The following is a 20,044-nucleotide window of genomic DNA, read 5'->3' as shown; positions in this document are numbered from 1 at the left end:
TATTAATTATTTTAAAAATCTATTTCCTCTATTGCAGTAAATTTTCTATCTCTTTTAGAAATCCTTCCTCTGAGTGTTCTTTACATACGTATGCTTTTATTCCATACTTTTCTAAAGGTTCATTAGTCTTTGGTCCTATAGCTATAACCTGCTTTTTCTTAATTTCCTCAATCCCTAACATATCAATCATGTTTTCAACTGTTGACGGACTTGTGAAGAATACTATGTCAACTTCATCAAAAGATCTCTTATTAACTACTGATCCACAAATCGTATCATATATATATACTTTATCTACACTTGCACCACAATTTGTTAGTTCTTCATAAATATATTTCCTACTTTTTGCAGAACACGGCAAAAGTAGAGTTTGGTTATCTTTCAAATGAGGTTTTAATATGCTCACTAAACCTTCACCAACAAATTCTCTGGCCTTTGCAAAACAGATAATTCCTCTTTGTTTTAAAGAATTTGCAGTAGCAGCGCCTATTGCGGATATTTTAGCTTTAATTCTTCTTATATCATAATCTTTTTCAATAAGATAATCAAAAAATATTTCTACACTATTAACTGAAGTAAATACTATATGATCATAATTTTCTATCTTCTCTATATAATCATTTAAGTTTTCCGCACTGCTTTCTATCTTAATCGAATTAAAACTTGTAACTTCCGCTCCTAAGTCAACTAATTTATTTTTTAATTTCTCAGATTGTCTCCTTGATCTTGTAATACATATATTCTTTCCAAACAAAGGTTTATTTTCATACCAGTTCAAATCTTTATTTAAATTTACAACTTCACCAACAACAATTATACATGGAGATTGTAATTTAGCATCTTTTACTTTTTGTGAAATATTCTCAAGCGTTCCTACTACCTTTTTTTGCTTAGCTGAAGTTCCTCTCATCACTACCGCACATGGAAACGTTGGTTCTTTTCCATTATTAATAAGCTCCTCCACTATATTATCTAAATTGCCTAATCCCATCATAAATACTAATGTGCCTTCTTCTTTAGCTAGAGCCTTAAAATTCACATTTAAATCTTGCGCAGATTTTCCTGTTATAACATGAAAACTTTGTGCTATCTTTCTGTGAGTTATTGGGATTCCTGCATAATTTAAAACTGCAATAGGAGATGTTACCCCTGGTATCACCTCAAATTCTATATTTTCATCAACTAAAGCCAATACCTCTTCTCCGCCTCTTCCAAAAACATATGGGTCTCCACCTTTAATTCTTCCAACTGTATGCCCTTCTTTTGCAAGTTTAACTAAAAGTTCATTAATCTCCTCTTGAGTTTTTGAATGAGCTCCTGGTTCCTTTCCACAATAATAAATTTCACAATTTGGTTCTAGATAATTCAAAACATTATTTGAAACCAATCTATCATAAAGGACAGCTGTACACCTTTTTAATACCTTGACAGCCTTTAATGTTAATAACTCTTCATCTCCTGGACCTGTACCTATTATATATACTTTACTCATATTCCTTCTCTCCTATATCTCTAATATCTTATTTGCCAATTTTCTTCCTAATTCAATATGATCGTTTTTATCTCCTAAAATATCTTTTTTAACTATTCTTCCGCCTATGTCATATATACCAATCATATATAAATCATTACCTTGAATTTCAGAATAAGCTCCGATAAGGCTGTGACAATCACCATTTAGCATTCTCATAAAGCTTCGTTCAGCCTCAACTGTTAACTTAGCATTTGAATCTTCCATTTTTTCAAAATATCTTTTAGCACTGCTAGCTTTTAGACATTCTATTCCCAAAGCTCCTTGAGCCACTGCTGGTATAAATACTTTAGGATCAAAATACTCAGTGATTATATCTTCTTCATTTAATCTTTTTAATCCTGCCGAAGCTAGTATGATTCCATCTAAATTCTGTTCTTTCATTTTCTCTAATCTAGTTTGAACATTTCCTCTAATTGGAACTATCTCCAAATCATTTCTCATAAGCTTTAGCTGACAAGCTCTTCTTATACTGCTAGTTCCGATTATTGCACCTTTTCTAAGCTCTTTAAATGGTATATTATCTTTAGAAATTAATACATCCCTTATATCTTCTCTTTCCGTTATAGCCGCTATTTCAAATTCGTGACTCAATTCATAAGGTACATCCTTCATACTATGAACTGCGCCATCAGCTCTTTTTTCTAAAAGTGCAATTTCTATATCTTTTACGAATAATCCCTTTCCGCCTATCTTTGCCAAAGAAACATCTAATTTTCTATCTCCTTCAGTAACAATAAGCATTTTTTCACTATCTATATTAAATTTATCCTTTAAACTTCTCATTATTATTTCTGTTTGTGTCTGTGCTAATTTACTTTTTCTTGTTGCTATAGTCAATTTATTCATTAATTTAATTCTACCTCCAAAATTCATTTATCTACAAATCCATTTAAAAATTGATTAAATAATCTACAATTTCCTTCGAAAATCTGCTTCTTAATGCTTTTTCAGCTTCACCATTATCAAAAGATTTTTTAAATTCATCATTTCCAATAAACGAAGTTATTTGCATTTTAAACTCTGGAAATGACTTTGCTTTGTTTCGTATTAATCCTATATATCTAATAAATTCATCATATTCTTTTATAGTCTTTTCTACTTTGTTAGAAAGTAAAACTGCCCCTTTTGGATTTCCATAATTAGTGTTTAAAGCAAATACTACATTTTCTGTACTTCTTTGAATCGGAACAACTCCCATTCCACTTATAAAATCAGATGAATCTATATATATCTTATAATTCTCTTCACAGTATTTCTTCACTATGTTTTTTAAATTTTCATCATCTAATGCAATAATTATAAGGTGCTTATCACTTAAAAATTCATAGCTTAAATCTTCATTTTTAAGTGTAAGTATTTCTGAAAATTCTTTGGAAAGTTCTATTAATTCTCCATCAAAAGTTTTAGAGATTACCTCAACACAGCATTTATTTTTCACAAAATGTCTTGCTTTTATTGTTCCCGCTTTACCTCCGCCAACTATTCCAACTCTTAGTTTTTTAGAAATTAATGAAATATAAGAATACTCTATTCCTTTGTTATAAATATTTTCTCTATTATCCCTATCCATTCTTCACCACATCCCTTTAGAGTCTCTTCTTTAATAACTTCAATTGCCCTATTTATGTAAAAATCAGATGTACTTTTAATTAATTTATGTGCTAAAGCAATATCATTTTTATCTTTGCTTTTATGTGAAAAAGTTTGAACTCTTTTCTCGTAAACATTATTTCCAACAGTTTTTAAGTTTTTGATTACATGAGAAATACTTCTTAATTTTAACCATTCATCGTATTCCTTTAAGTATTTATTCATTATATGTCTATTTTCTTCCATCTTGTCTTTTCTTAATTTTTTATTTGCATCATCTATACGGCTTATTGTATCAATATTATAAACTTCAGTCCTAGATAATAACGCCACCTCTTTTTCCACATCTCTTGGAACTGATAAATCATATATTACTAACCTATTTCCGCTTTCACTAATATCTTCTGTTTTTACAACTGGATGTGGTGCTGAAGTACAACTTATTATACATTCTATACTATTAATATATTTATTCTTTTCTTCAAAAGTAATTACTTTTACTCGTTCATCCTGTATTTCATCTTTTATTTTAGGATTTCTAACAACCAAGTAGACAGTTTGGATTTTATGTGAAAGCAAATATTTCATTACAAGCTGTCCAACTTCCCCATAACCTAAAACCATAAATTTAGTACATTCACGCTTAATAGCTTCGCTAACCACTATCGAAGAAGATGATACTGGTATTTCAAATAACTTAGCTTCTTTTCTGAACCGCTTTCCACAAGTAATAGCTTCCTGAAATAATCTATGCAATTCCAATGAAACAGCTTTAAATTCTAAAGCTTCTTCATAAGCATCCTTAACTTGCCCCAGAATTTGATCTTCTCCTAATATTTTCGAATGAAATCCGGAGCAAACTTCAAACAAATGCCTATAAGCATCCTTATTATTAGTTATAAAAACATATTTTTTATATTCATAATCCCAATTAAAAATATCAAAAATCTTTTTTAATAATTCTTCTTCATTTAAAGAAGCATTAAAATAAATTTCTGTTCTATTACATGTAGCTAAAATAACTACTTCATTTAGCTCCTTTAATAATTCTCCAAAATACTCGTTATATTTTTTAGACTTAACTATAAATTTTTCTCTAATTTCCAATGGAGTATTTTTTCTTATGCCTATTAAGCCTATCACGTATTGACACCTCACATACTTTTTTATTTGCATTTTCTATTTATTTCCAAACACTACATTCTCACAAGGAGAAAATGCAGTAACCAAATATAAAATTTGGATCTTCACTTTTGGACTCATTAGCTGAAACTCGACTCACATTCGTTCGCTGAGTAAGTTCGAGTTGCCAAATGATACATTCTCGCAATGAGAAAGTTCAGTAGCCAAATGTAAAATTTGGATCTTCACTTTTGGACTCTCACTTAAGTTTATCAGATAGAGATTGTTTTTTCCAAGCAATTCTTATAGGAATTATAGATTAACTCCGAATAATATAGATAATGAAAAATATTTTTCTTGCTCTCCATCTAATAAAATTCTAGTCAAGGTATATTCCTTAGAATGTATAAAATCAACATTAATCAAAAAAATTTCTAACCTCAGATAAACATCTTGTTCTGCTAATATTTTAGTATATACTATTTTCGCTCAAAAAACATTTAATTTATAATTAATTATTAAATATTTATAATCAGCTCATATAACTTAATAACTTATTCTTCATAGTGATACAGCTCTTTATAAATATTATTATATTAATTAAATGTATTTTTTATTTCTGACATATTTTTGACACATTTCAGGATTATACTAATATCGTAAAGTAGTTAATTATTTACCCCTTATTAATTAATAGAAGTCGTTTATATATTAATGACTCGCCCTAAGCATAGGATCCCCTAAACTTGTGCTTAGGGTTTTTATTTTTTAAGTTTATATAAAACCTATGTTTCTAAATATGCTTTTCCTTTTTTTATAAATGAGTACTTTTTCACCTACTTTCTTAGCTTCGCTTAATAAGTTCCGAATTGTGCTTCGCACTCTTTTCATCTAAGATCTTGGTTGCGCTTAGCAAGTTCCTAATTGTGCTCCGCACTCTTTTCATATGTGCGCGCTTTTTTCATTTAAGTTCTTAATTGCGCTTCGCGCTTTTTTCATCTAAGTTCTTAATTGCGCTTCGCGCTTTTTTCATCAGTGTGTATTTTTTTGGATTAATTGGGTTATACTCTTAAAAGCAATATCAAATTTGAGAGGTGAAAAAATTATGCGAATCCCAAAACACATAGGCATCATTCCTGATGGAAATAGACGTTGGGCTTTATCTAACTCATTAGGCAAAGATAAGGGATATGATCACGGAATAAATCCAGGACTTGAGGTCTTTAAATTATGCCAAAAAGAAAATATTCAGGAAGTAACCTTTTATGGATTCACAATTGATAATACCAAACGTCCTAGCGATCAAAAAATAGCATTTACTAAAGCTTGCATTGATTCTGTTATGCTTTTAACAAAAGAAGATTGCGAAATATTAGTCTTAGGTAATACTGAGTCTAGTTGCTTTCCAAAAGAATTATTGCCCTTCACTAAAAGAAAAAAGTTTGGTTCAGGTGGAATAAAGGCAAACTTTTTAATAAATTACGGTTGGGAATGGGATTTAAATCTACTAAAAAATGCAGATATATCAAAAAAACATATTCAACCACATTTACAATCAAAGGATATTTCTAGAATAGATCTTATAATTAGATGGGGTGGGCGAAGAAGATTAAGTGGCTTGCTGCCAGTTCAATCAGTTTACTCAGATTTTTATATTTTAGATAATTACTGGCCTGATTTTAAAAAGGAAGACTTTTATAATGCTTTATCTTGGTACAATGAGCAAGATGTAACTTTAGGCGGCTAATGTCATAGATTCAAAAATAAGCAATACTAATAAAATTTCGTAAATCTAACTTCTTTTACTTCATATCTCTATATTTTGTGCTTCAGTATGAATTATGTTATCATTAATATTAATTTATATTTAATGATATATTGGAGTGAAATTTATGTTAAAAGTCGTATTTACATATTTATTGATTATTAACCTTCTAGGATTTCTTATTATGTTTATAGATAAACAAAGAGCTATTCATAAAGAATGGAGAATACCTGAAAAAACACTCATTGGTATCTCTATTTTTGGAGGATCTATTGGAATGCTTATTGGAATGTCTAGTTTTAGGCACAAAACAAAGCATAAGAAGTTTACAATTGGAGTTCCATTCATACTTCTTATGCAAATTTTCATAGCTATACTATATTTAAATTATTAAAATAGCATGCTAATATTCAAATTTTATTGGACAAAGTATCACTGCTTTGTCTTTAATAAATTCTCATGATATTTTCCTACCGTTAATACTGAAACCATTGAGCCTAAAAGTGCAAAGATCATATCCCACTGAGTATCCCAAATATCTCCTTGAGTTCCTAAAAAAGCAGTTGCACTTTCGCCAGTAATTAATGCTACAATAAATTCTATTATTTCATAAGAAGCACTAATAGCAAGACAAATTGATATTGTAATAAAATTTGTCCATGCTATATTTTTAACAATTTTGTTTCTTATGAAAATTTCTCTAATAATTATTGCTGGTATAAATCCTTGTGCAAAATGCCCAAGCCTATCATAGTAATTTCTACTCAAGTCAAAAGTATCTCTTAGCCAATTAAATAAAGGCATTTCTGCATATGTATAATGACCACCCACTATTAATATAACTGCATGAAACCAAATAAGAATATACGTTAAGTTAGTAAATACGAATTTATTATAAGTAGTTATTAAGACCATAACGCCTATCACTGCCGGAATAACCTCTAATACCCATGTAAATCTATCATGAGGATTTATTCCCGACGCAACTAAAATTGCAAATATACTTATTAATAATATTAAATGAAAATTCTTTTCCTTCATCAATATCTCCTTATATAAGATTCACAAAATTTAAGAACAAAATCATAAGTGCTTTAAAAGCACTTATGATTTATTCATAAAATTTCTAAAGAGTATTAAGATCAAAAGGTGTATTTTGGTATACACAATAATTTAGCCAGTTTCCAAAAACTATGCTAGCAGGACCTCTCCATGTGTACAACGGTTTTTGATTTATGTCATCATTTCTAAAATAATTTTTAGGTAAAGCTATTTCATCGCCTTTTTCTTTATCTCTTATATATTCATCCATCAATGTATTTCTATCATATTCCATATGTCCAGTTACAAACACATTTCTCCTATCTTTTGTTGCAACTATGAATACTCCAGCTTCCTCAGATTCGGATAAAATTTCAAGATTTGAAACTTTCTCTATATCTTCACGTTTGACTTCAGTGTGTCTAGAGTGTGGTGCATAAAACACATCATCTAATCCTCTTGTCAAATCAGCTTTCTCATCATTAACCCAATGTGAGAACACACCAAACATTTTTTCATCTAAATCATATTTAGGTATATCATAGTGATAATATAAACCTGCCTGTGCTCCCCAACAAATATAGAATGTTGAAAATACATGAGTCTTGCTCCATTCCATTATTTCAGTAAGCTCTTTCCAGTATGTAACCTCTTCAAAAGCCATTTGTTCAACTGGAGCCCCAGTTATTATAAGTCCATCAAATTTTTCTTGCTTTATATCATCAAAATAGCTATAAAATTTATTTAGATGCTCCGGTGGTGTATTGTGTGAAGTATAACTCTTAGTCTGTATTAGACTTACCTCTACTTGTAGTGGCGTGTTAGATAAATATCTTAATAATTGATTTTCTGTTACTATTTTTTTTGGCATTAAATTAAGAATTGCTATTTTTAGCGGTCTGATATCTTGAGTATTAGCCCTCTCATTATTCATTACGAATATGTTTTCATCAGATAAAACCTGAAATGCAGGCAATTCTATAGGAATCTTTATTGGCATATTTGTTTCCCCCCAATGTGATTATTGCTTATTTTAGATTATTATTTAATTATTTTTGTATATAAGTATTATTATATCAAAATTCCACCTCTTATCAACATTATAAAAATAAATATAATACTAAAATTATGTAACCTTAAATAAAACATTTTCATTTATATCATTTTCAGAAGTTAAACTCCAAGCATCTAACATAAATTCTTTAATCAGGTGTATATAGTTTTGTTGTTTACTTTTATAAACATAATTAATAACAGCAATCGCTATTAATAAATAGCAAAGTTATTCTGTTTACAGTTTATAGATGTTTACAATTAACCATTTACAAAAATTTACTATTATTTAATTGTATTTTGACATTAATAATTATACACAATTATTAATTTTTTTTATTTCTTCCACTACTATAATTAAATGATTAAAATCAATAGCTCTCTGCAAAATTTCATAAATATCTTTTACTTCCATTTATGCTATACTAATAGATATACAATAAAAGGGGGCATATATAATGGTACTAAAAGAAAATATTTCAGTTGGATTTATTGGAACTTATACCAAAAATGAAAGTAAAGGAATCTATAGAATTAATTTTGATACAATTTCAGGCAATATTGAAAATATCAATTTAGCTTACAATATAGAGAATCCTACATATCTAACTCTAGATAGAGAACGACACATTCTTTATTCAACATGTAAAATCAAGGAAAAAGCTGGGGTATCTTCATTTAAATATTGGAAAGAAGATAATAAACTACACTTAATAAACTCTAATCTTTCAGAAGAAAAACCACCTTGTCATGTAAGTCTAAATAACAGTCATGAGATTTTAATTTCTTCAAACTATCATGAAAACAAGATGTTTGTCTACAAAACTTTAGATGGCTTAATTTTAAATTCTCCTATGCTTGGAAGTCATAGTGGCTCTAGTGTAAATCAATTGAGACAAGAAAAACCTCATATTCATTGCTCAATGTTTACTGATGATGACAAATATATTTTATCTATTGATTTAGGGATTGATAAAATGATAGTTTCTTCAATAAAAGATGGAAAACTATATCAAAATGAAAATTTAAGCTATACATTCCCTGCCGGCACAGGGCCAAGACATATTACTTATGCTAATGGAAAACACTATTACTACGTTTTAAGTGAGTTAACTTCTGAAATATTTGTTTTTGATTATAAAGCAAAATCAAATATTGCTTTTGAAAATATTCAAACTTTAAGTTCATTACCAAAGGACTACAAAGGGACAAAATCTGGTTCCGCAATTCGTATACACAAGAATAATAAATTTCTCTATACTTCGGATAGAGGAAATAATTCTTTAAGTTTATTCCATATAAATTCAGATAATGGAAAGCTAAAGTATATCGACACTATTTCTTGTAATGGTGATTCTCCTAGAGATTTTCAATTGGATCCATCTGGTAAATTCCTACTTTGTGCTAATGAAAATTCTGATAATATATCTATATTTTCTATTAATTCAATAACAGGAGAATTAACTTTTATAAAATCTGAAAACATCCCAACTCCAACATGTATAGAATTTATTTAGTTAAATAATTAATCATATAACTAAAAGTTAGGTGCATATTATAATTAAGCTTATAATATGCACCTAACTTCCTTATCTCCATATTATGTATAAAACCTTTATATCTAAACGTTATCAAAAGTAAAAATATATTTTTTTTATTTGTAAACATTTTTACTTTTGACAATATTCACAAATTTCAATTATAATAAGGCAATATATTTTTTAGACACAGTGAATATAACTAATAAAATTCGTAATAAGGAGGACTTTTATTTGAATAAAGATACATTAATAAATCACATTAAAGCTTCTAATAGAAGTGTAAAATGTGATCTCGTAATTAAAAATGTTACCATAATTGATGTTTTTAATAAGAATAGATTCGTAGATACTATTGGTATTAAAGATGGATATATTGTTGGTATTGGTGACTATGATGGGTATGAAATTGTAGATGGAACTAACAAATATATTTGTCCTGGACTTATTGATTCCCATTGCCATATAGAATCCAGTTTGGTCACACCTACTGAATACAGCAAGCTGGCATTATTAAACGGAATCACATCTGTTATTGCAGATCCTCATGAAATCTCAAATGTTATGGGAACTGATGGTATAAATTTCATGCTTAATTCTTCACAAAACATCCCATTTGATATATATTTTATGCTTCCATCATGTGTTCCTGGTACCAGCTTCGAAAGCTCTGGTGCAACTTTGCTCTCTAAGGACTTAAAAGATTTTTATAAAAATGATAAAGTTTTAGGTTTAGCTGAAGTTATGGATTATCCTTCTGTCTCAGAATGTGATGATAAGATAATTGATAAGATATGCGATTCAATTACTAATAATAAAGTTATTGATGGTCATGGAGCTGGCTTCACATCTATGATGACAAACACCTATAGGACCGCCAATATTTTAACTGATCACGAATGTAATAATGCTGAAGAAGCTCTTGATAAGATCCGACGTGGTATGTATATTCTAATTAGAGAAGGTACCGTTGCTAAAAACTTAAAAGAATTATTACCTGCAGTCAATGAATCTAATAGTAATAGATTTTGCTTCTGCACTGATGATAAGCATATTGACGATATTGCTGCCAATGGATCAATTAATAGCTCAATTATTTATACTATAAACAACTCTAATTTAAATCCAGAAACAGCTATTCAAATGGCAACACTAAATCCATCTCTCTTATATAAACTAAATAACAAAGGAGCAATTGCCCCTGGATACATTGCAGATTTTATATTATTAGATGACCTAGAAAGATTTAATATATCTCAAGTTTATAAAGAAGGTAAATTAGTTGTAAACAATAATGAACTTATTAATTTCAATACAGATTTATCAAAAAACGCAAATAATAATGCTTTTTATAATTCTATAAATCTTCCACCGCTAAGTGAAGATAGTTTCAAAATTAATATACCAAATAAAGATGTAAATATATTAAATGCAATAGAAATAATTCCGAACAAATTAGAAAGCATTCACTTAAAGCTCAATATTTCAGATATTAATTCAATAAAGGACAATGATTATAAATTTTTCACTTCCTCAACTAAAGATGACTTATTAAAAATTGCAGTTATTGAAAGGCATAAGGCTTCTGGCAATTTAGGACTTGGAATCTTAAAAGGTTTAGGAATTTCAGAAGGTGCAATTGGAACCACCATTGCTCATGATTCCCATAATTTAATAATTGCTGGAACAAATGATAAAGATATGCTATTTGCTGCTAAGGAATTGGAGCGAATGGGCGGCGGTATAATTGTAGTTAAAGATAAAAATATTCTTGCTCATATTAAACTTGAAATTGGTGGGCTTATGACAAATAGAACATATGGTGAAATTGAGTTTGATTTAAAAAATCTCCATTCAGCTATCAAAATCATAGCACCACAAATTGATTTCAATCCATTTTTAACATTATCATTTTTATCATTACCAGTAATACCAGATTTAAAGATTACAGATAAAGGTTTATTTGATGTTATCAATTTTAAGTTTATTGACATTTTTGAATAGTTATAAAGGCAATCTTTAGATTAAGATTGCCTTTATATGCTTATACTAATCAATTTCATATTTCACCCCAGTAATAACTATTGAAATTTCTTTTATAAGATCAATTTTCATACTAATTCTACTTACCCTAGGACTTTCTATTACTCTTACAGTTGGTCTGAGCGGGAATCCTGGTATTGTTTCTTCAACCACAGCAACTTCTTCTGTGCTTAATTCCACAATAGTTCCTTTTGGATATGGAATTACTATTCTACAAAATATATTAACTATATTATAATCAAACATTGTTCCTGCATTCGACATTAAATATTCCAGTACATCACTTGGAAACATTGCTCTTTTATTCGGCAAGTCTGTTGATAAATTATCATATACATTGGCAATACTTACAATATTACTTAGTTCAATAATATTATCCTTAGTTAATCCATCTGGACATCCATTTCCATCTGGTCTTTCATGATGTTGAAGGACTATTAATTTACTTAGACTATTAATATTATAAGTAGTTGATAAATACTTATATCCAAGTCTTGGATGTTGTTTTAATATTTCTTTTTCTTCTTCACTTAAACTTCCCTGTTTATCAAATATCTCTCTAGGTACTAATGATTTTCCAATGTCATGTATCAATGCTCCTATACATAGAGCTTCTAATTTCTTTTTTGATAGTTGAAGCGCAATTCCTATAGTAAGTGATATTACTGCAACATTTACAGAATGAGAATACATATAATTATTCATACTTCGTATATCTACTAATGCAAGCATTACATCCCTTCGATTTAAGATATCATCAATTAAATCTACTGCCATCTTTCCAATATTATAAAAATAACTCTGCTCTTGCCAAGTATAATCACTTTCTTTATTCCTTACTGAATTATTATTAAGTCTTCCTATGTTAGAAAAAGCTTCTTTTATCGTTATAATCGCTTTTTGTCTAAGTTCTGGCTTAATAATATCTTCAATTTCTTCATTACTATATTTATCAACTATATAGATCGATAAAATATTTATTTCCTTTATTTTTGCAATTGTATTTTCTCTTAAAACTACTCCAGCTCTAAGTAGAATTCTACCATTAATGTCATACAGCGATTTTCCAAGTACTGTGTTTGGCTTTACGTTTTCAATTGGGACTAATCTCAAAGCTTATATTCCCCCTAAATAAATCATTATTATTTATACCATACCCCTAAATATAGACCATATGTAAATAGCCTTTCTTTATGTAACACCTATAATAATAACCAAACAATTAATTTAATTTTTTAATTATTAAGTAAATTAATCCTACCGTATAGGTACATAAATATATTATATTACCTTAAACATCAAATTTCATTAATTAAATATATTTATTTTATATTGTTTTGGTTCTTTTTATCCCTCACTTGCGCAGGAGCTATTATATTAATTATACTCACAAGCCGCACAATGTCCATATATTTCACCGTATTATAATTTTCTTGCGAAAATAAAACAACTTTCATTATACTCTGTGAGGGATTTGCCTTGATAGGCAGTTCCTAAAGAATAAAAAGAAATTGTTTTATATCGCCTATCAAAATGTGGTTTAGGCAATAGAAATAAAACAATTTCCTATAGATTCCTACTTAGATTCACTTAAAATAAATTTTTCTATTACTCTTACTATTCCATCTTCATCGTTTGAATCAGTAATAAAATTTGCAGCTTGTTTAATTTCTTCAGTAGCATTCCCCATTGCTACACCAAGGCCAGCATACTTTACCATTGATAAATCATTACCAGCATCTCCACATGCAATTATTTCTTCTTGTTTTATCCCAAGATATTCGCCAAGTTTTTTTAATCCAAGTCCTTTATCTACTTCCTTATGAGTAAATTCCAAAAAGTAAGGTGCACTTTTAAACACACTATATTTCTCATAAATTTCACTAGGTAATTCCTTTATGGCTGGATCTAATATTTCTTGTGGATCTATCATCATGACTTTTATAATATCTTCATTGTCATCAACTTCATTGAAGTCCTTAATAGTAATATCAATTCCATTCATTGTAGCTTCATACTCCGTATATTGACTAGTTTTAGGCGTTATTAATCCATCCTTTGCAGAAAAAGCATGTATATTTACATTAAGTTTCTTGCTTATTTCATATATATATTTTAAATCATTTCCCTTTAAGCATACCTTTGAGACAATTTTTCCTCTAGTATTTTGAACTAATCCGCCATTAAAGCTAAGTACATAGTCCTCACCTTTTATTAAATCAAGCTCTTCTAAATACCTATTTAATCCATCTAATGGCCTTCCTGATGCTAATACTATCTTAACACCCTTTTTTTCTGCAGCTTTTATAGCTGCCTCAGTATTTTTTGAAACCTTCTTATCCGTTGTAAGTAAAGTTCCATCCATATCTAGTGCAAGTAATTTATACATTTTATTCCTCCATTTATATAATATAATTTACAGCATATTTATTGGTATTTTTTTTAGATATAATATGTTGCGATTAGATTGCTACATTATAAATATTTAAATTACCAAAGGCTATATATATGAATATGTTATTACAACAATATATTATATATTCACTGTTACTATTTCTTATAGTTTACAGGGATTCTATAGGAATTTCAATTATTATTAATAAATCTATTCCAAAATAATATAAAACCTCAAAATTTGTAACTAATAGTAGTTTTCTTTCATATCATGAATTGTATCTAAAACTTATGAGGTAATAGTTATGCTTGAGTCTTTATTATTAGTATCTTCGTTATGCATAGATTCTTTTGTTGCAAGTATTGCTTATGGTACTTCGAAAATTCGTATTCCACCCATATGCGCAGTAGTAATAAATTTAGTATGCACCATTACACTTGCTTGTTCTTTACTTATTGGCTCAATAGTTAAAAGCATACTCCCAAGTAACCTTCCCGCAATTTTAGGATTTGTACTTTTGATGTTACTTGGAATATATAGATTATTTGAATATATTTTTAAATCATATATTTCAAAATGCTCAAAATCCGATAGTCCCTTAACATTTAAGATCTTTGATTTTCAATTTGTCCTACAAGTTTATGCAGATGAAATAAAAGCTGACTTTGATAACTCAAAATGCCTAAATATTAAAGAATCATTTTATCTAGGTTTAGCATTATCATTAGATAGTCTTGCAGTAGGAATTGGGTCTAGCCTATGTAACATTAACTATACGGAAGTTTTAGTATTATGCTTTATCATAGGAGTTTCTCTAGTATCTCTTGGGGTAGTTATTGGACGAAAATTTGCTCAAAAAGTACACCTTGAATTATCTTGGTTATCAGGAGCTCTACTTATATTATTAGCAATACTTAGAGTATTAAAATGATAAATTTATACCCAGTTCATATAGTATATTATTACATGAATACTATAAAAACTGGGTATAAAAATTGCATCTATTATTTTCTTTATTCTTTAGAATACATATATGCTCTATTTATCTAAATTTATTTCTAATGCTTAAAATCGCAATTATTACCTCTTAACTACAACCTGCTCTGCTTAATAATTATTTTTAACTTAATACTATAAATTTACAAACCTATTGAACTGCTTATCTAATTCCTCTAGGTCTGATTGTAGAAACTTATGAAAGGTCTCCTTTTCTAACCTATATGAAAATATTGGAGAATTTAAAAACTTTAAATACTTTTCTGTTACCTCCATAATTTCTTCGTCTGGGATTTTATAAACTTCTCTAAGAAGATCAAAAAACGTACCACCTTCATACTGCTTTAACCTTCTTTCAGCTGCATACATAACACTCGTATACTTATCCCCACCAAATAAATCTACCTGTTCTTGTATTGATCCATATCCTTTTTTAAGCATATCAATATATTCATCTATAATAGCATCTTTGGAATTTCCTATATTTTTTCTAGCTATTATATTCTTTAAAACCTCATATGCCTTTTCTTCAGATATCCAAAACGCTTGCTCTAATATATCCGTCATCTTATAGAAAGTTTTACCTCTAACATTTGCTCTTGCGCGTTCTTCTATATATTCTAATAATCTCTCTTCAGTAGCCGTTAACATCTCTATCCCCTTCTTCCTAAAGTTCCATTATTTTTCTCAACTGATATATATCTATATTTTCTTCAAAAAGTTTAGATAATCTATCATATTCATTATCTTTATATTCATTTACTTTTTCTATAATTATATCTTCTGTAACAACAATATCGTTGTTCTCTTTAAGAGATTTAACAAATGAACTTATAAATTCTTCTGAATCAAACATACCATGAAGATAAGTTCCTGCAACAATTCTTTCTTTGTCGCATACACCTACAATATCACCGTCTAAATCCTTAATAAAAGGTATTGCTTTCTTACCAATCTTGCTTATTCCATTATGAATTTCATAGCCACTTATAGTGCTACCTTCTATAGACTTAATTGATTTTAGATCACATAAAATATTTCCCTTAGTCTGCTTTGTAACTTTCGTCTCATTAAATCGTGTCTTTATATCCAAAAATCCGAAACCATCCTCTTGAGATATATTACCCTCAACGCCTAATTTATCGAGTATCAACGTTCCAAGCATTTGATACCCTCCACAAATTCCTAAAATGGGTGTACCACTCTCTTTTAATTCTTTTATTTTATCAAATAATTTATTTTCTTTCATACTTCTTAAATCTTCAATTGTATTCTTTGTTCCAGGTATTATAATTAAATTTGGATTTTTTAATTCACTAGGTTTATCCACATATCGTATAGTCACATCTGGAATTCTATCTAAAATACTAAAATCAGTAAAGTTTGACATATGAGAAAGCCTGATAATAGCAATATCTAAAGTTCCAACTTCTTCTTTGTTCCTAATTCTTTCAGTTACACTATCTTCATCATCAATATCAAATTTTTCATATGGCATAACTCCAAGGACTGGAATATTTATAATATCCTCCAACTGTTTTATTGCAGGTTTAAATAGTTCTATATTACCTCTAAACTTATTAATTATTACCCCTTTTATTCTTTCACGCTCTGATTCGGGTAATAATTGAATTGTACCAACTATAGATGCAAAAACTCCACCTCTATCAATATCGGATACTAAAATTACAGGTGCATCAGCAATTTCTGCCATAGCCATATTAGATATATCGCTATCTTTCAAATTTATTTCGGCACAACTCCCAGATCCCTCCAGTACAATTACATCGTGCTTTTTGCTTAGCTTATCATAAGCTTTCTTAACTCTGACCTTTAAAGTTTCATTAAGTTCCTTGTATTTATAAGGCTCAATATTACAAAAAACTTTTCCATCTGCTATTACTTGTGTATATTCACCACTTGGTTTTAGCAAAACCGGATTCATCAATGCATCTGGCTCTAATTTGCAAGCCTCTGCTTGAACTACTTGAGCTCGTCCCATTTCTAATCCATCTTTTGTTACATAAGAATTTAATGAAATATTTAAGGCCTTAAAAGGAGCTACATTTAACCCTTGATTTTTTAAATATCTACATAGGGCTGTTACTAAAGTACTTTTACCAACAGAAGACGCTGTACCTAAAAACATTATACTTTTTTTATCCATTTCTTTACTCCCCTCAAATTCGAGTTCCAATATTTAACATTTATTTTTAATCTCTGATTTCCAACATTTGAATTCAAATTTTGAATTATTTTTCTAATTTATATCTTTAATCTAATAATCCGTTTACTGTTAAATATCCATAATTCTCTGTAATCTCTGTACCACTCTTATTAAATTTGATTGAACTCTTAAATATAGGACCATCAAAAACTAATGTATGATATTCTCCATTTTCTCCACAAGGATCACATCCTAAGTTTTTTATTTCATTAACAATATCTTTTGTTAATTCTTTTCCTAAGAACTCTATTCCTAGCGCCTTTAGATTTACCTTTTTAATTATAGCCTTAAAACCACAATCTATAAATTCATTAGTAAGCTTTTCCCTATTTTCTTGCCATAAAGGGAATACTCCTTTAATTTCTGCTGCCTTGCACCTATCTAAACACCAACCTCTATGTGCTTCTATATCTATATCTCCAAATACACAAATTTCAGCACCTTTATCTTTTGAAACTTTTAATGCCATCTCAAATTCTTCTTCATAATTATTCTTATTGCTACAATCTATTTCAATAAGTGGAATTTCCAATTCTTTAGAAATATCCTGAAAAACATTCCTTGGTATTTTATGAAAATACGAATCTTTTTTGCTTTCAAACGTAACTAATAATCCTATTATTTTATAACCACTTTTAATCATCCTATACAAGGCTAAAGTACAATCTTTTCCCCCGCTGAATGAAACTACAACTTTTTCTTTATCCATACTACCCCTCTTATTTGTTTTTACTTTAATTCAAATTCAGCAGCACATTTTCCGCTAAACTTTACTATTCTATATTTCCCAGCAGTTAAATTTTCAAAATTTTCTAGAGAAATAACTTGACTACTTGTTTTTCCCGGCTCTAAATTATAAGCGATTTCTATAAACATTTGTTCTTCTTTAAAAGGGACTTTACTCCATTTATTATCTACAAATTTTTCAACTGCATATTCTACTCCATAATAAGCTGATTGTTTTCCATTGTTTGTGATATACACAGTAATTTCTTCAGTATTTAGACCATATTCAGTTTTTTCTGTTTTCATAGTAATATTATTTTTAGATTCATCATTAACTTCCGTCACATCATTAGTTGAGTTTTTTTCAACCCAAGATCCATCTACTCCTAAATAGTATCCATCCACAGTATCATTGGAAACCATTTCTCCATTTTGGCTTAAATAATACCAAGCTCCTTTATACTGAACCCAGCCTGTTTTCATAGCTCCAGATTCACTCATATAATACCACTTGTTATTAACATTAATCCATCCTACAGCCATATTCCCATCGTCTTTAAGGTAATAAAAATCCCCCTTATCATTTACCCATCCAGTCTTTACACTGCCATTTTCATAATAACTCCAGCCATTATTGTTATTAATCCAGCCATTGTTAATTTCTGCATTAACTTTATTAGAGATTCCTACACTCATCCCTACAAACACGCTCATTATTGAAGCAATAAATTTTCTATTCATATCCTGCTCCTCTCATTATCAAAGCTTAATATTTCATCTGATTCCAACAATAAAATTATCCTATACATAACTTAAATTATTGTTCAGTTCTGTGCATTTTAAATATATTTTTCATTATTTTTATCAGTCTGTAATTCTCTTCATGACTTCGTACAGCAACTCTATAATATCTATTATCTAATCCAACATAATTGCTACAACTTCTAATTAATATATTATTCTTTAATAGTTCTTTTTTCAAATCTATTTTTATCAGAGTCTTTAATAAAATAAAATTCACACTTGGTTCAAAGACTTTAATTCCATCTATTTCTCTTATTTCATTATAAAGGTATTTTTTTTCATGGTCTATAAATTCTATAGATTTCTTTATATAATTCTTTTCATTAAGTGCTGCTTTTGTTGCTATTTCTGCCAAGATATTTATATTCCAAGCTGGAGATATAGATTCTATCTTCTCTTTTAATGTTAAATCACTGCAAATAGCATAACCAATTCTTATACCTGGAAGTGCAAAAAGTTTGGTCAAAGATTTTATTATAATTAAATTTTTATATTCATCTATATATGGAATCATAGAAAAGCTTTTTTTTCCAAAATCCAAAAATGATTCGTCTATTATTACCCTAACATTATTTATCTCTGCTTTGTCCAAAATTCTTTTTAATAAATCTATTTCAGTTATAACACCTGTTGGATTATTTGGATTACATATAAATATTAAATCTAAGTTTTCATTTATATCCTGTAGAATATCTTCTTTTATATTAAAATCATTTTCCTCTTTCAAATTATAATAAATAATATTACTATTTATTGCCCTTGCTGCCTCTTCATACTCTGAAAAAGTTGGAGCCAAAATTAATGAATTCTTTGGATTAACTCCTCTTACTGCATTAAATAAAACTTCCGCTGCTCCATTACCTAAAATCAAATTTTCTTTGCTAACATTTTCAAACTTTTCTATTGAATCCTTGAGTTCAAAATAAGTTATATCAGGATATTTCTCAATTTCATCTATACCTTCAATAATCGCATCTTTTACCCCCCTTGGCATTCCCAATGGATTAATATTAGCTGAAAAATCAATTATGTCTTTGTAATTTATTTTGTTTTCTCTACTTATTTCTTTAGCATTTCCACCATGTCCAAAGCTTGCCATGACTTTCCTCCCTATGCATAGTGCATATATGTTTCAATTAAATTTCTCCACTTCAATCTTAATTTATTTTTAGCTTGCTATACGCTTAAATATAAATTTATTATTTCAATA

18 protein-coding genes are annotated in these 20,044 nt (G+C 28.7%); 5 read left to right on the top strand and 13 right to left on the bottom strand.

The annotated features are described in order from the left end of the window. Positions 1–28 precede the first annotated feature (28 nt). The 4 genes from cobA to hemA are packed head-to-tail and all read right to left on the bottom strand — an operon-like array spanning position 29 to position 4,267. The gene (gene cobA / locus L1S46_RS03680; RefSeq protein WP_238899242.1) at positions 29–1,492 is read right to left on the bottom strand and encodes a uroporphyrinogen-III C-methyltransferase; all 1,464 of its coding nucleotides are present in this window, start codon (positions 1,490–1,492) and stop codon (positions 29–31) included. Between the two features lie 12 nt (positions 1,493–1,504). Further along, positions 1,505–2,380, bottom strand: a complete 876-nt coding sequence (hemC, locus tag L1S46_RS03675; protein WP_171788680.1) for a hydroxymethylbilane synthase — start codon at positions 2,378–2,380, stop codon at positions 1,505–1,507. A 43-nt stretch (positions 2,381–2,423) separates the two neighbouring features. Next, on the bottom strand, positions 2,424–3,104 hold the full coding sequence (locus L1S46_RS03670) for an NAD(P)-dependent oxidoreductase (protein ID WP_171788681.1): 681 nt from the start codon (positions 3,102–3,104) through the stop codon (positions 2,424–2,426). Continuing rightward, on the bottom strand, positions 3,062–4,267 hold the full coding sequence (gene hemA, locus L1S46_RS03665; RefSeq protein WP_238899241.1) for a glutamyl-tRNA reductase: 1,206 nt from the start codon (positions 4,265–4,267) through the stop codon (positions 3,062–3,064). Before hemA ends, L1S46_RS03670 begins: the two co-directional genes overlap by 43 nt. 1,084 nt (positions 4,268–5,351) lie before the next feature. On the opposite strand from hemA, the gene L1S46_RS03660 reads away from it, so the two are divergent. Then, entirely contained in the window at positions 5,352–5,993 is a 642-nt protein-coding gene (locus tag L1S46_RS03660) for an undecaprenyl diphosphate synthase family protein (RefSeq protein ID WP_011968616.1), read from the top strand. A gap of 145 nt (positions 5,994–6,138) precedes the next feature. After that, positions 6,139–6,405, top strand: a complete 267-nt coding sequence (locus tag L1S46_RS03655) for a DUF1294 domain-containing protein (RefSeq protein ID WP_038457279.1) — start codon at positions 6,139–6,141, stop codon at positions 6,403–6,405. A 38-nt stretch (positions 6,406–6,443) separates the two neighbouring features. Here the strand turns inward: L1S46_RS03655 and L1S46_RS03650 are convergent, their stop codons facing one another. Together L1S46_RS03650 and metA are read right to left on the bottom strand one after the other, a co-directional pair. After that, positions 6,444–7,052 carry a DUF2238 domain-containing protein gene (locus L1S46_RS03650; RefSeq protein WP_236895176.1) on the bottom strand — a complete coding sequence of 203 codons (609 nt, stop codon included), beginning with the start codon at positions 7,050–7,052 and terminating at the stop codon, positions 6,444–6,446. Between the two features lie 85 nt (positions 7,053–7,137). Then, the gene (metA, locus tag L1S46_RS03645) at positions 7,138–8,052 is read right to left on the bottom strand and encodes a homoserine O-succinyltransferase (RefSeq protein ID WP_011968613.1); all 915 of its coding nucleotides are present in this window, start codon (positions 8,050–8,052) and stop codon (positions 7,138–7,140) included. Between the two features lie 511 nt (positions 8,053–8,563). On the opposite strand from metA, the gene L1S46_RS03640 reads away from it, so the two are divergent. Beyond that, positions 8,564–9,622, top strand: a complete 1,059-nt coding sequence (locus L1S46_RS03640) for a lactonase family protein (RefSeq protein WP_238899240.1) — start codon at positions 8,564–8,566, stop codon at positions 9,620–9,622. 255 nt (positions 9,623–9,877) lie between these two features. Continuing rightward, on the top strand, positions 9,878–11,647 hold the full coding sequence (ade, locus tag L1S46_RS03635; protein WP_077869230.1) for an adenine deaminase: 1,770 nt from the start codon (positions 9,878–9,880) through the stop codon (positions 11,645–11,647). Between the two features lie 45 nt (positions 11,648–11,692). Here ade and L1S46_RS03630 read toward each other — a convergent pair whose 3' ends face one another. Both L1S46_RS03630 and yidA read right to left on the bottom strand, forming a co-directional pair. Continuing rightward, complete coding sequence (locus tag L1S46_RS03630) at positions 11,693–12,799, bottom strand: HD-GYP domain-containing protein (RefSeq protein ID WP_238899239.1); 1,107 nt, start codon at positions 12,797–12,799, stop codon at positions 11,693–11,695. Between the two features lie 463 nt (positions 12,800–13,262). Beyond that, the gene (yidA, locus tag L1S46_RS03625) at positions 13,263–14,075 is read right to left on the bottom strand and encodes a sugar-phosphatase (RefSeq protein ID WP_238899238.1); all 813 of its coding nucleotides are present in this window, start codon (positions 14,073–14,075) and stop codon (positions 13,263–13,265) included. A gap of 310 nt (positions 14,076–14,385) precedes the next feature. Here yidA and ytaF point away from each other — a divergent pair, with 310 nt between their 5' ends. Beyond that, entirely contained in the window at positions 14,386–15,012 is a 627-nt protein-coding gene (ytaF, locus tag L1S46_RS03620; RefSeq protein WP_011968608.1) for a sporulation membrane protein YtaF, read from the top strand. Between the two features lie 200 nt (positions 15,013–15,212). Here the strand turns inward: ytaF and L1S46_RS03615 are convergent, their stop codons facing one another. From L1S46_RS03615 to cobD, 5 genes are all read right to left on the bottom strand, one after another. Then, positions 15,213–15,728 carry a hypothetical protein gene (locus L1S46_RS03615; protein ID WP_077830304.1) on the bottom strand — a complete coding sequence of 172 codons (516 nt, stop codon included), beginning with the start codon at positions 15,726–15,728 and terminating at the stop codon, positions 15,213–15,215. 16 nt (positions 15,729–15,744) lie between these two features. Further along, a complete protein-coding gene (locus tag L1S46_RS03610) occupies positions 15,745–17,244 on the bottom strand; it encodes a cobyric acid synthase (RefSeq protein WP_077830305.1) in 1,500 nt (499 codons plus the stop codon). A gap of 106 nt (positions 17,245–17,350) precedes the next feature. After that, the gene (locus L1S46_RS03605) at positions 17,351–18,013 is read right to left on the bottom strand and encodes a diphthine--ammonia ligase (protein WP_238858580.1); all 663 of its coding nucleotides are present in this window, start codon (positions 18,011–18,013) and stop codon (positions 17,351–17,353) included. 20 nt (positions 18,014–18,033) lie between these two features. Continuing rightward, positions 18,034–18,771, bottom strand: a complete 738-nt coding sequence (locus L1S46_RS03600) for an immunoglobulin-like domain-containing protein (protein WP_238899237.1) — start codon at positions 18,769–18,771, stop codon at positions 18,034–18,036. A gap of 76 nt (positions 18,772–18,847) precedes the next feature. Beyond that, on the bottom strand, positions 18,848–19,933 hold the full coding sequence (gene cobD / locus L1S46_RS03595; RefSeq protein WP_238899236.1) for a threonine-phosphate decarboxylase CobD: 1,086 nt from the start codon (positions 19,931–19,933) through the stop codon (positions 18,848–18,850). Between the last annotated feature and the right edge of the window lie 111 nt (positions 19,934–20,044).

Source organism: Clostridium sp. YIM B02500 (assembly GCF_022324665.1).
In the GTDB taxonomy this organism is placed as follows: domain Bacteria; phylum Bacillota; class Clostridia; order Clostridiales; family Clostridiaceae; genus Clostridium; species Clostridium beijerinckii.
Note: the sequence above shows the minus strand (reverse complement) of the source record. Positions and strands in the feature narration are given on the sequence as shown.

Coding starts and splice junctions, on each gene's coding strand:
- cobA (WP_238899242.1), bottom strand. CDS start 1,492: ATGAGTAAAGTATATATAATAGGTACAGGTCCAGGAGATGAAGAGTTA.
- hemC (WP_171788680.1), bottom strand. CDS start 2,380: ATGAATAAATTGACTATAGCAACAAGAAAAAGTAAATTAGCACAGACA.
- L1S46_RS03670 (WP_171788681.1), bottom strand. CDS start 3,104: ATGGATAGGGATAATAGAGAAAATATTTATAACAAAGGAATAGAGTAT.
- L1S46_RS03660 (WP_011968616.1), top strand. CDS start 5,352: ATGCGAATCCCAAAACACATAGGCATCATTCCTGATGGAAATAGACGT.
- L1S46_RS03655 (WP_038457279.1), top strand. CDS start 6,139: ATGTTAAAAGTCGTATTTACATATTTATTGATTATTAACCTTCTAGGA.
- L1S46_RS03650 (WP_236895176.1), bottom strand. CDS start 7,052: ATGAAGGAAAAGAATTTTCATTTAATATTATTAATAAGTATATTTGCA.
- metA (WP_011968613.1), bottom strand. CDS start 8,052: ATGCCAATAAAGATTCCTATAGAATTGCCTGCATTTCAGGTTTTATCT.
- L1S46_RS03640 (WP_238899240.1), top strand. CDS start 8,564: ATGGTACTAAAAGAAAATATTTCAGTTGGATTTATTGGAACTTATACC.
- yidA (WP_238899238.1), bottom strand. CDS start 14,075: ATGTATAAATTACTTGCACTAGATATGGATGGAACTTTACTTACAACG.
- ytaF (WP_011968608.1), top strand. CDS start 14,386: ATGCTTGAGTCTTTATTATTAGTATCTTCGTTATGCATAGATTCTTTT.
- L1S46_RS03615 (WP_077830304.1), bottom strand. CDS start 15,728: ATGTTAACGGCTACTGAAGAGAGATTATTAGAATATATAGAAGAACGC.
- L1S46_RS03610 (WP_077830305.1), bottom strand. CDS start 17,244: ATGGATAAAAAAAGTATAATGTTTTTAGGTACAGCGTCTTCTGTTGGT.
- L1S46_RS03605 (WP_238858580.1), bottom strand. CDS start 18,013: ATGGATAAAGAAAAAGTTGTAGTTTCATTCAGCGGGGGAAAAGATTGT.
- L1S46_RS03600 (WP_238899237.1), bottom strand. CDS start 18,771: ATGAATAGAAAATTTATTGCTTCAATAATGAGCGTGTTTGTAGGGATG.
- cobD (WP_238899236.1), bottom strand. CDS start 19,933: ATGGCAAGCTTTGGACATGGTGGAAATGCTAAAGAAATAAGTAGAGAA.